Annotated in this window: 10 protein-coding genes; 6 read left to right on the top strand and 4 right to left on the bottom strand. The window is 32.1% G+C overall.

Translation table 11 applies throughout. From position 1 onward, the window contains the following. Positions 1–39 precede the first annotated feature (39 nt). Entirely contained in the window at positions 40–1,401 is a 1,362-nt protein-coding gene (locus tag GVY01_RS09875; protein ID WP_017636633.1) for an FAD-dependent oxidoreductase, read from the bottom strand. A 214-nt stretch (positions 1,402–1,615) separates the two neighbouring features. Next, positions 1,616–2,173: a hypothetical protein gene (locus GVY01_RS09870; RefSeq protein WP_017636632.1), complete on the bottom strand. Its 558-nt coding sequence runs from the start codon at positions 2,171–2,173 to the stop codon at positions 1,616–1,618. 304 nt (positions 2,174–2,477) lie between these two features. Between GVY01_RS09870 and GVY01_RS09865 the strand changes: the two genes are divergently transcribed. Next, positions 2,478–3,410 carry a hypothetical protein gene (locus GVY01_RS09865; RefSeq protein ID WP_017636631.1) on the top strand — a complete coding sequence of 311 codons (933 nt, stop codon included), beginning with the start codon at positions 2,478–2,480 and terminating at the stop codon, positions 3,408–3,410. A gap of 57 nt (positions 3,411–3,467) precedes the next feature. Here GVY01_RS09865 and GVY01_RS12640 read toward each other — a convergent pair whose 3' ends face one another. Further along, positions 3,468–3,899, bottom strand: coding sequence for a hypothetical protein (locus GVY01_RS12640; RefSeq protein WP_072291833.1), 432 nt, complete (start codon positions 3,897–3,899; stop codon positions 3,468–3,470). A 263-nt stretch (positions 3,900–4,162) separates the two neighbouring features. Between GVY01_RS12640 and GVY01_RS09860 the strand changes: the two genes are divergently transcribed. Further along, positions 4,163–5,500 (top strand): aspartate aminotransferase family protein, encoded by a 1,338-nt coding sequence (locus GVY01_RS09860; protein ID WP_017636630.1) that lies wholly within the window; start codon positions 4,163–4,165, stop codon positions 5,498–5,500. A 74-nt stretch (positions 5,501–5,574) separates the two neighbouring features. Here GVY01_RS09860 and GVY01_RS09855 read toward each other — a convergent pair whose 3' ends face one another. Beyond that, positions 5,575–7,029, bottom strand: a complete 1,455-nt coding sequence (locus tag GVY01_RS09855) for an APC family permease (protein WP_159333739.1) — start codon at positions 7,027–7,029, stop codon at positions 5,575–5,577. A 331-nt stretch (positions 7,030–7,360) separates the two neighbouring features. On the opposite strand from GVY01_RS09855, the gene GVY01_RS09850 reads away from it, so the two are divergent. From GVY01_RS09850 to alsS, 4 genes are all read left to right on the top strand, one after another. Next, positions 7,361–8,047, top strand: a complete 687-nt coding sequence (locus GVY01_RS09850; RefSeq protein WP_017636628.1) for a YoaK family protein — start codon at positions 7,361–7,363, stop codon at positions 8,045–8,047. Positions 8,048–8,078: 31 nt separating this feature from the next. Continuing rightward, positions 8,079–8,960, top strand: coding sequence for a cidABC operon transcriptional activator CidR (cidR, locus tag GVY01_RS09845; protein WP_017636627.1), 882 nt, complete (start codon positions 8,079–8,081; stop codon positions 8,958–8,960). Between the two features lie 346 nt (positions 8,961–9,306). After that, positions 9,307–10,260 (top strand): L-lactate dehydrogenase, encoded by a 954-nt coding sequence (locus GVY01_RS09840; RefSeq protein ID WP_017636626.1) that lies wholly within the window; start codon positions 9,307–9,309, stop codon positions 10,258–10,260. A 110-nt stretch (positions 10,261–10,370) separates the two neighbouring features. Next, on the top strand, positions 10,371–12,035 hold the full coding sequence (alsS, locus tag GVY01_RS09835) for an acetolactate synthase AlsS (RefSeq protein ID WP_017636625.1): 1,665 nt from the start codon (positions 10,371–10,373) through the stop codon (positions 12,033–12,035). The last annotated feature ends 16 nt before the right edge of the window (positions 12,036–12,051 follow it).

Raw genomic sequence — 12,051 nt, 5'->3', positions numbered from 1 at the left:
ATTAACCACAAGAGGTATTTTACAATCAATAATATTGAATTAGAATAACATTTGATCGCTACCGAACGTATCATTTAATGCTTGTTGAGCTAATACGTTTAAATAGTTCCAAGGACGGTCATAATCTGGTTGGAAGAAGAAGTCTTGTACTGCTAATTGTTCTAAAGTATAACCAGCAGAGATTGCAATAGAAATAGTATTAATTGCTTCTGTAACGTCTTCTTTAGACATTAATTGAGCACCTAGAATTCTATGACTATCTTCATCAAATATCACTTTCATATGAATGTCTGTTTCATCTTGCATGAATTTAGGTCTAATAAGTTCTTTGACATATTTTTCACCTAAATTACCATCATAGCTATCTTTTTCAGTTCCGTGAACACCAGTTTGACCAAATTTATAATCAAATAATTGTAATCCTGAAGTACCAGAGACACGTGGCATTTCTACGTCATGACCTAACATATTTTTAGCAGCAGTCACACCTTGACGTCTTGAATTAGTAGCTAATGCAATATAACGGTCTTCTTCAATAGGTGCGAATGGAACTAACGTAGCGTCGCCACCAGCATAAACATCTTTAGCTGAAGTTTCTTGTTTATGATTAATTTCGATAATACCTTTATTACCTAGTTTAATTTTGCCGTCTAACCATTCAGTAGCAGGTGCAACACCTACAGCTATTAATACTGTATCCGCTTCATATTCATTTTTATCAGTTACTACTTTATTTACATTACCTTCATTGTCGCCTTCTAAAGCTTTTACTGATTCGCCGCCAATAAATTCTAAGTTATGTTCTTTACTATTTTGTTCTAAAATATCAGTGAACTCAGAATCTAAATAGGTATTTAAAATACGTTCAGCAACATCGATAACTTTTGTTTCAATACCTGCTTTAGCAAATGCCTCTGCTGCTTCAATACCGATATAGCCGCCACCAACTACAACAGCTTTTTTAGCATTAGGCATGCGTTTTTTAATTTGATCTGCCCATTCGCGACCACGCATAAATAGTACGTTGTTATATTTATCTATACCATCAAAAGGTGGTGCAACGGCTTTACCACCGGGACTTAAGAATAATTTATCATAAGATACTTCTGAACTATTGCTATCTTTTTCAACTGTAACTGTTTTATTATCTGTATCTAAATCCGTTACAGTACTATTAACATGAATATTAACACCTTGGTCTTTGTATGATTGTTCGTTTGCATAGTGTAAAGAATCTAAAGAAGGTGATACATCTTCTAAATAGCTTTGAATACCACAAGAAAGGAATGAAGGTTTGTCACCACTTTCGAATACTTCTATTTCTGCATTTTTATCTTCTTTTAAAATAGTTTGAATAACTTCGTAACCTGCATGGGATGTACCTACAATTACATATTTCATTATTACATTACCTCCTAATGTATTTATATATATAAGCGTTTATATATTGAATTTGTCTACAGATAATATATACCACGACATAGTTTTTTTATTCAGGTTGTTCTAAAATAGTAGGCATTTTTCAAAAATTCGTCACTATTTAAATGAGAAATTATATAAAAAATAGAGAGCTATCATTTTAAAAACGATAACTCTCTACATATATATATTGAATTTATGAGGTTTTTCTTAATTGTCTTTGGCTGATAAGTATTGTACCTGCAACAAGTGACAGACCAGCTAATGCTTCATTAGGTAGTATATCTTTTTGGCCAGATTCAGGTAGTTCATCTGATTTTACATGACCAACATAGTAAGCATTTAACTCTTTTGTACTGTCTACAGATGTATTTTCTTGTTTAGCATCTTCTTTTTCGTTATAGGATTTTGAACTAATACCTTGTGCAGTATAATTATCTTTTGAATTTAAAGTACTATATTCTCCAAAGTTACCACTTTTATATTCAACTTCACCATTTTTATATACTTTATATGTTCCAACGCCAACACCAGATTTATTGTTTATACCAATGATGAAATATTGTCCTTTATCTTTAACTTGATTAAAGTTTTGCAAGTCGGGATTACCACCACTATTTGTCATAGCCTGTTTTGCCACTTGGACGGCATTGTTTGTTGTGACTTCCTCAGCTTTAGCTTCACTAGCAAATGATGTTGAAAAGAGAACAGCAGTTGCTAAAACAGTTGTTACTAGTATAGAGCGTTTCTTCATAATGAAAACCCCATTTCCAATTAGTGAATGATTTAATATTTCTTACATCAATAGTGTACCACCCATTTTTTATAAATAGGCTAATTTAAAGTAATCGACACTTAAACTTTAAGTTATGTTAAAGAACTTAATAATTCATACAGATGGGACTATAACGATTTAAATTGATATTGAAAACAATACTATTGTTAAAGTTATGTAAATTACAACTATTGTGTAAATGGATATATGTTTTTGAAATAATGTAGTTTATAATAAAATTATAATGTAATGTATATACAAAAATAACAAAGGGGATTGTTTAATGAAAAAGGTAGCAGGGGCTTTATTAACAGCATCTTTACTTTTAGCAGGGTGCAGTTTTGGAAATAATGACAATGACAAAGGAAGTTCTAAAGTATCTGATGACTCAACTAGTGAGAGTAATAGTAACAGTGATAATAAATCGAATAACAATCAATCTTCACAATCTAGTAGTAGTTCAAATAATTCATCTTCAAATCATTCAAAATCACAACAAGAAGATACAAACTCTGAAGAATATTATGCTAAAGTTTGGTTAACTGCGCTAGATAGTTATAGAGGTTCTAAAGAAAGCCAATTTGAAGATTTAGAAATCCAACATGGAGATGCGTCAAATGGGCTCGTTAATCCATACATGCCTAAAAATTCTGCTCGTTTACCAGAAGGTACTCAAGTATTATTACCGAGTGTTAATGCAGCAGGTCAGGTTGTATATAAAAATAACAATGATGGCACAATCACACTTTATAATGTTCCATCACATTTCCAAGGAAAAGAATGGGTTACACCTAGTTATTCCGATAGAGAAACACAAAGAATTATAGATGAAGCGAAAACAGTTAAATTATATGATGCGAGTCAATCCGAAATTGATAAAATGTTAAAATACATGTCATCTGAAGAAGTTAAAGGTTTTGGAGAACCTATTGATGAAAATCAAGATTTTAGTGAATCAGACGATTCTGATGATAGTGATAGTTCTTCAGATTCTGAAGACACAACTGTAACGCGTGATAACGTGATAGATAAAGTTGAAGATTATGAAGGTCACAAATTAGATACTGACACATACACATATAAAGAACCAGAAAAGAATAGTGATGGAGAGTGGGGCTTCTCATTCACTGATAAAGACGGTGACCTAGCAGGATCATATATTGTTGACGAAGATGGTAATGTCACTAAATATGATGAAAATGGTGACGAAGAATAGAAAAAGTTAAATAAGCTAAAAAAGGTCGGTGCATGAATTTGCGTCGACCTTTTTGCTTTATCTATATTTATTGTTCCTACTAATGAAACTGATACTGATATACATTAATAAAGTGAAAATAATATGTGCAATCATCCACCACATGTATTCTAACCAACTAAATGTGAAAAATGATCTTTGAGCAATACTAATAAGTAAAGGGTACATAATTACAAATATAATCATTAATGGTAGATAAGCTAAATGATAAAAATGTTTAGAAATATAATACAAAATCACAAAAACAATATAAATGCTAATACCAATAAATAGGTGAATAATTATCTCCATCCAAGTTGGTACATTTTGAGGATTAGTTAAAAAATCTATATTAAGTAACAATTGAGTTAAGTGCGTATGTTGTAAAAATAAGTCTATAACGACATTACTTATTAATAAGATAAAGGAAATGATTATAGCACTTAAAAAATGGTATAAAATTTTTAAAATAAATAACACATCCTAACAGTTATTTGATAGTAATGATTTCCCTATTTACTACTATTTATACACAAATATTTCAGTATAAATAGCAGTTATGATTATTTTTAGTTAGAATTTTCGGAAAATATTTACAAATCTGAAAAATATTAGTATATTGAGTACTATCATCAAATCGAAATCATTTTATAACTGAGGAATAATGAATATTATTTTATCTAATTAATTAACAGTAATGAAGTGAAGTTCAATCATGGAAGGATGATTTGATTATGAGTAAAGCGCACGACTTAATAAAAGAAGATGAGCAATATTTTGCTAAATCTGGAAGAATCAAATATTATCCTTTAGCCATTGATCATGGCTATGGTGCAACATTAGTTGATGTTGATGGCAAAGAATACATTGATTTATTAGCTAGTGCAAGTTCACAAAATGTAGGGCATGCACCAAAAAAAGTAACAGATGCAATTAAAAAACAAGTCGACAAATTCGTACATTACACACCTGCTTATATGTATCATGAACCATTGATTCGTTTGTCTAAAAAATTATGTGATATTACACCAGGTGACTACGAAAAAAGAGTGACATTCGGTTTAACAGGATCAGATGCTAATGATGGCATTATCAAATTTGCCCGAGCATATACTGGTCGACCATATATTATTAGTTTTACTAATGCCTATCATGGCTCGACGTTTGGGGCTTTATCCATGTCAGCGATTAGTTTGAATATGAGAAAAAGTTATGGACCGTTATTGAATGGTTTTTACCATATTCCATTTCCTGATAATTATAGAGGTTTATTTGAACAACCCGCTTCAAATACTGTAGATGAATATTTAGCACCACTTCGAGAAATGTTTGATAAGTATGTCCCAGCTGAAGAAGTCGCTTGTATTGTTTTAGAAACGATTCAAGGCGATGGAGGTTTATTAGAGCCAGTGCCAGGTTATTTCAAAGCTTTAGAAAGTATTTGTAGAGAACATGGCATACTCATTGCTGTAGATGATATTCAACAGGGATTAGGTCGCACAGGTACATGGAGTTCAGTTGAACACTTTGATTTTACACCTGATTTAATTACATTTGGCAAATCATTAGCTGGTGGATTACCTATGTCAGCTATTGTTGGCCGTAAGGAAATTATGGAGACACTAGAAGCTCCGGCTCATTTATTTACTACGGGTGCTAATCCTGTTAGTTGCGAAGCGGCATTGGCGACCCTTGAAATGATAGAGGAAGAACATTTACTTGAAGCAAGCACTGAAAAGGGTAAATATGTGCGTCAAACAATGGATCGATGGGTAAAAGATTACGACTGTATCGGAGATGTAAGAGGTATAGGATTATCAATAGGTATTGATGTCGTATCTAATTCTATAGAAAAGACACGTGATCCAGAAGCTGCATTAAAGATTTGTAACTATTGCTTTGATAAAGGCATAGTTATTATCGCAGTTGCAGGTAACGTATTAAGGTTCCAACCTCCATTGGTTATCACATATGAACAGTTAGATTATGCTTTAACTACAATTGAAAATGCGATAAAAGCATTAAATAATGGAGAATTAAATCAATATGAAATAGAGGGCCAAGGTTGGTAATCTATAGTGAAAATATCTAAAAAAGAGAGTTCCACAAAGTGAATTAAACTTCGTGGAACTCTCTTTTTATGTTTTTAAGATTTTTTAGGTGAGTGATATGCATCGTCACGGTCTTTTTTAGAATGTCTCATTCCATAAAATAGATAAATGACTATACCAACAATAAACCAAATTAATGTATATAATTTAGCTTCAAAACTTAATCCCCAGAATACTAATAGAACAAGGATAAAAGTTACTGCTGGTAATACTGGATACAATGGTAACTTAAACGATGGAACAGGTAAGTCTTTACCTTCACGTTTTCTAAGTTGATACATTGCTAACGAAACAAACATAAATGCTATTAATGTTCCAGCTGAAATTAATTGTGCTAAGAAAGCAAATGGGAACATTGATCCAATAATAACGGCGACGATTGTTAAAATAACTAAGGATCTATTTGGTAAATGTTTGTTGTTAAGTTTTCCTAACCAAGCAGGTAACAAACCATCACGTCCAAATGAATATAGCAATCTTGAACCTGCTAACATCATTCCAATTAAAGCAGTAAACATACCAATAACTGAGATAGCTTGTACTATAGCTGCAATAATACCATGACCACTTTCACGTAATGCCCAACCTACAGGCTCAGCATTATCAGCGTACTGACTGTAATGGAACATACCTACTAATACTAATGCTACCGCTACAAATAATACAACAGCAATGACTAAAGACCCTAAAATACCTCTAGGCATTGTTTTAGAAGGGTTAACCGCTTCTGCAGAGTTAGCAGCGATTGAATCAAATCCAATATATGCTAAGAAAATCATAGATACGCCAGCATAAATACCTTGCCAACCACCGAAATCACCTGCATCAGTTACTTTATGTTCAGGAATAAATGGAACATAATTGCTAAAGTTAAGGGCAGTTAAACCTACAATTACAAATAATATGATAGCTAATACTTTTAAAATTACTAAAATATTTTCCATACGAGCAGCTTCACTCATACCTCTTGATAAAAGTAATGCAGTTAAAATAATAACAATGGCAGAGACAATATCAATGACACCACCATTACTACCTAATGGATTCGATAATGCTTTAGGTAATTCTATACCAAGAGGCTTAATTAGACCCCTTAAATTGGCCGAGAAACCAGATGCAACGAATGCAACGGCAATGAAGTATTCTGCTAATAAGGCCCATCCTGCAACCCAACCAAAGAATTCACCAAATAAGACATTGATCCATGAATAAGCAGAACCAGCAAAGGGCATTGTAGAGGCCATCTCTGCATATGTAAATGCAACTAATCCGGCTACAATAGCTGCTAATAAAAATGATAGAGCTACTGCTGGACCTGCATGTTCCGCAGCTACTACCCCAGGTAATGTAAATATTGATGTGGAAACGATAGTACCCACACCTAATGCAAGAAAATCACGAACACGTAAAGTTCTTTTTAAATGACCATCTTTACTTTGATAGATGGATGGATCTTCTTTTTGTGTTAAACGTTTTAAAAAACTAGACATACTAAACCTCCGTAAATAAATGAGTTATATTTAACTGTCATTTTAATAATTTATATAATAGCATAAATCGTTTATATTTTGTCTAAAAATTCTGAAAAATTAAAACTTTCCGTTTTAATTGGAGGATATTGTTGACAAAATATTCAAATATAAAAGGATAAACTTGATTATAACAGAAAATAACCCTATAAAAAGTATTTTTTTAATAAATGTGAACTATATTTTAGCTTTTTACAATTTATTCTTTACAATAGAGTTATATTGAACTTATCAATAAAATAAAGATTATCACGTTTTAATATTTTAAAAGTAAAAAATAGAGGCGATAAATGTGGCTTTAGAAAAATTTATTAGAGAGAACATATATCAAAGTAAAGAAATTGCCGTACTTCTTACCTTTGTAGGCGGATATATTGATGCATATACCTTCTTAACTAGGGGTGGCACACTGGCAGCCGGACAAACAGGAAATATTATATTTCTTGCGTCAGAGTTATCACATAGTGATTTAAATGGAGGAATGTTAAAAATTTCGTCAGTCATTTCATTTATGGTTGGTGTCATGTTCGTCTCTTTAATCCATCATCAAATGGCAACACGATATTGGAGATTAGTATCTTTAGTGCCTATCACATTAAGTTGTATTATTGTCGGGTTTTTACCTACTTCTGTTTCAAATTTATATATTCTCCCTCCACTAGCATTTGGTATGGCAATGCTTACAACATCTTTTAGTAAAATTGAGGGTGAAGGATATAATAATACCTTCTCTACAGGAAACATTAAGAATGGTGTCATTGCATTGAGTGAGTATATGTTAAATAGGGATAAGGCTCAATTGAGAAAGGCTCAACTTTACATTAGAATAGTATTAAGCTTTATTATTGGTGCCATCGTCTCAGCAGAAGTTCAACTATTTTTAGGAACTTATGCCATATTAGTTGCGGCAACAATATTGATAGTCATTTTTATATTTTACAGTTCATTAATTTATAGAAGAGAACATACAGCTGAATAACTACTAAACTTTAATTTAAGAGGTAAAAGCTATGGAAATAAAACAAATCAAATACTTTGTTGAAACAGTCAGACGTGGTGGTATGACGCAAGCATCAGAACATCTATATATCGCACAGTCAACGATAAGTAAAGCAATCAAAAGTATAGAAAATGAATACGATATAACATTATTCGATCGTTCTCAAAAGCAAATCAAACTGACAGATATTGGTCAGACATTTTATGATAACAGTTTAGAATTTTTAGCGTTATTTGAAAAACTATCATTAGAGATGAATGATGTCATGAATGTGCAAAAAGGACATATTAGAATAGCCTTGTCACCAATGATGAATGTTCAATTATTTACTGATAGTTTGAATCAATTTCACCAGTTATATCCGAAAGTGACTTATGAAGTCATGGAAGGTGGAGGTAAAATAGTTGAGAACCTCACAGAAACAGATGAAGTAGATATTGGAATTACGACGTTACCTGTCGATGCATCATTATTTCATTCAGTTTCACTATATAATGAAGAGTTATTGTTAGTGGTTAGTAAAAATCATTCACTAGCACAACAAGAAAAAGTCGATTTAGCTGAACTTAAAGAGGAAGAATTTGTATTGTTCCATGATGATTATTATCTTAAAGATCAAATTATTGAAAACTGTAAGCGACTAGGATTTTATCCTAAGACTGTAGCTAATATATCTCAAATTAGTTTTATAGCGAATATGATTAGTCAAGGTATCGGAATTAGCGTGGTACCAGAGAGTTTAGTTCGTTTAATGGGAGATAATGTAAAAGCATTACAATTAGAAAATGCAGATTTATCATGGCATCTAGGTTTAATTTGGAGAAGAGATGCATATCTTAATTTTGTAACACGTGAATGGATTCAATTTATAAAAGACTTAAGAACGAAATAGACATTTAATTTAATATCAGAACAGTAAAAAATACTTTAATGGACATGTACATTGAAGTATTTTTTCTATTACTTTTTTCTATATCAAACCTATTCCTTTTTGGAATGTTATTAATCGAAATTATGTATTTTATTAATACTTCACAAACTACTATAATTAAGTGCGTAGGGAACTTAAAACCAACAAATTAGTGACGTTAACATCATTTGAACCCTTGTATGTTTACACACAAATATTAATAAAGTATATTTAAAATGAAAGTGGATTATATGTAATTAAATATATGTATGAGGCGATAACATATGCTTTGTATTCAGTCTCATCAAAAATGAAGGAGTTTTTCGATATGAAAAAATTTGGTAAAAAAGTTGTTTTAGTTGGAGATGGCTCAGTAGGATCTAGTTATGCATTTGCAATGGTAACTCAAGGTGTTGCAGATGAATTCGTAATTATCGATATTGCTAAAGATAAAGTTAATGCTGACGTTCAAGACTTAAACCACGGCGCACTTCATAGTGATTCACCAGTTGTCGTTAAAGCTGGAGAATATAGTGATTGTAATGATGCAGATTTAGTTGTAATTACAGCTGGAGCACCACAAAAACCAGGTGAAACACGTTTACAATTAGTAGAGAAAAACACAAAAATCATGAAAGATATTGTAACTAGTATTATGGATAGTGGTTTTGATGGTTACTTCTTAATCGCTGCAAATCCAGTAGATATCTTAACTCGTTATGTTAAAGAGTTAACTGGATTACCAGCTGAACGCGTTATCGGTTCAGGTACAGTATTAGACTCTTCAAGACTTAGATATTTAATTAGTAAAGAATTGAATGTAGCACCTGCAAGTGTCCACGCTTCAATTATTGGTGAACACGGTGATTCTGAATTAGCTGTATGGTCAAAAGCCAACATTGCTGGTATTTCAGTTTATGACACACTTAAAGAACAAACTGGTAGCGAAGCTAAAGCACAAGAAATTTATGAACAAACAAGAGATGCTGCTTATGAAATCATTCAAGCTAAAGGTTCAACTTATTATGGTATTGCACTAGCATTATTAAGAATTTCAAAAGCATTATTAAATAATGAAAACAATGTATTAACTGTATCTTCACAATTGAATGGTGAATATGGATTTAATGGTGTATATGTTGGTGTACCAACTTTAATCAATGAAAATGGTGCAAGCAAGGTTTATGAAACACCTTTAAGCGATCATGAAAAAGAATTATTCAAACAATCTGTTGAAGCATTAGAAACAACTTATGATTCAGTGAAACATCTTTTAGATTAATCTATCAGAATATACTTTAAATATTTTATCAAGTAATGGGGAATCATTTTCACACTGATGTTATCGTCACGATAAAATAAATATGTGAAAAATGGAAGGAAATGAATAGCATGGCAGACAAACAATATACTGCAGCCGATATGGTAATTGATACTTTTAAAAATAATGGTATTGAGTACGTATTTGGTATTCCAGGTGCAAAAATTGATTATTTATTCAATGCATTGGAAGACGACGGACCAGAACTTATTGTAACGCGTCACGAGCAAAACGCGGCAATGATGGCACAAGGTATAGGACGATTAACTGGTAAACCAGGTGTCGCACTTGTTACAAGTGGTCCAGGAGTGAGTAACTTGACTACTGGATTATTAACAGCAACATCTGAAGGAGATCCCGTATTAGCATTAGGAGGACAAGTTAAACGTAATGACTTACTTCGTTTAACACATCAAAGTATCGACAATGCTGCTTTATTAAAATATTCAACAAAATATAGTGAAGAAGTTCAAGATCCTGAATCTTTATCAGAAGTTATGACAAATGCAATGAGAACAGCGACATCAGGTAAAAATGGTGCAAGCTTTATTAGTATTCCGCAAGATGTCATTTCAGCACCAGTTCAATCTAAAGCAATCGCACATTGTGAAAAACCTAGTCTAGGTATTCCAAGTGAACAAGATATTAATGATGTGATTGAAAAGATTAAAAATGCTGAATTCCCTGTTTTACTTGCTGGTATGAGAAGTTCAAGTGCTAACGAAACGAACGCAATTCGTAAATTAGTTGAAAAAACCAATTTACCAGTTGTAGAAACGTTCCAAGGTGCTGGCGTGATTAGTCGTGAATTAGAAAATCATTTCTTTGGTCGTGTAGGATTGTTCCGTAACCAAGTTGGTGATGAATTACTTCGCAAAAGTGATTTAGTAGTTACAATAGGTTATGATCCAATTGAATATGAAGCAAGTAACTGGAATAAAGAATTAGATACTAAAATTATCAATATTGATGAAATTCCAGCAGAAATTACTAATTATATGCAACCAATGAAAGAATTAATTGGTAATATTGCAGGAACAATTGAAATCATTTCTAACAAAGTTGATGAACCATTTATTAATCAACAACATTTAGATGAATTAGAAAAATTAAGAGCGCATATTATTGAAGAAACTGGTATTAAAGCAACACATGAAGACGGTGTGTTACATCCAATCGAAATTATCGAATCAATGCAAAAAATGCTGACTGATGATACAACTGTGACAGTGGACGTAGGTAGTCACTATATATGGATGGCTCGTAAGTTCAGAAGCTATAATCCAAGACATTTACTATTCAGTAATGGTATGCAAACATTAGGTGTTGCTTTACCTTGGGCTATTTCAGCTGCACTTGTAAGACCAAATACACAAGTTGTTTCAGTTGCTGGAGATGGTGGTTTCTTATTCTCAGCACAAGATTTAGAAACAGCCGTGCGTAAAAATTTAAATATCATTCAATTAATTTGGAATGATGGTAAATATAATATGGTCGAATTCCAAGAAGAAATGAAATATGAACGTTCATCAGGTGTAGATTTTGGTTCAGTTGACTATGTAAAATATGCCGAAGCATTTGGTGCTAAAGGAATACGTGTCACTAACCAAGAAGAACTAGAAGCAGCTATCAAAGAAGGATATGACACTGATGGTCCAGTATTGATTGATATTCCAGTTAACTATAAAGATAACATGAAGCTTTCTACAAACATGTTACCTGACGCATTTAACTAATAAAGATGAACACGAA

The organism is Staphylococcus sp. 8AQ, assembly GCF_902506595.1.
Lineage (GTDB): Bacteria > Bacillota > Bacilli > Staphylococcales > Staphylococcaceae > Staphylococcus > Staphylococcus pasteuri.
Note: the sequence above shows the minus strand (reverse complement) of the source record. Positions and strands in the feature narration are given on the sequence as shown.

What these genes read in the sequence shown, in the direction of transcription:
- GVY01_RS09875 (WP_017636633.1), bottom strand. Translation starts at nt 1,401, where the DNA reads ATGAAATATGTAATTGTAGGTACATCCCATGCAGGTTACGAAGTTATT.
- GVY01_RS09870 (WP_017636632.1), bottom strand. Translation starts at nt 2,173, where the DNA reads ATGAAGAAACGCTCTATACTAGTAACAACTGTTTTAGCAACTGCTGTT.
- GVY01_RS09865 (WP_017636631.1), top strand. Translation starts at nt 2,478, where the DNA reads ATGAAAAAGGTAGCAGGGGCTTTATTAACAGCATCTTTACTTTTAGCA.
- GVY01_RS09860 (WP_017636630.1), top strand. Translation starts at nt 4,163, where the DNA reads ATGAGTAAAGCGCACGACTTAATAAAAGAAGATGAGCAATATTTTGCT.
- GVY01_RS09855 (WP_159333739.1), bottom strand. Translation starts at nt 7,029, where the DNA reads ATGTCTAGTTTTTTAAAACGTTTAACACAAAAAGAAGATCCATCCATC.
- cidR (WP_017636627.1), top strand. Translation starts at nt 8,079, where the DNA reads ATGGAAATAAAACAAATCAAATACTTTGTTGAAACAGTCAGACGTGGT.
- GVY01_RS09840 (WP_017636626.1), top strand. Translation starts at nt 9,307, where the DNA reads ATGAAAAAATTTGGTAAAAAAGTTGTTTTAGTTGGAGATGGCTCAGTA.
- alsS (WP_017636625.1), top strand. Translation starts at nt 10,371, where the DNA reads ATGGCAGACAAACAATATACTGCAGCCGATATGGTAATTGATACTTTT.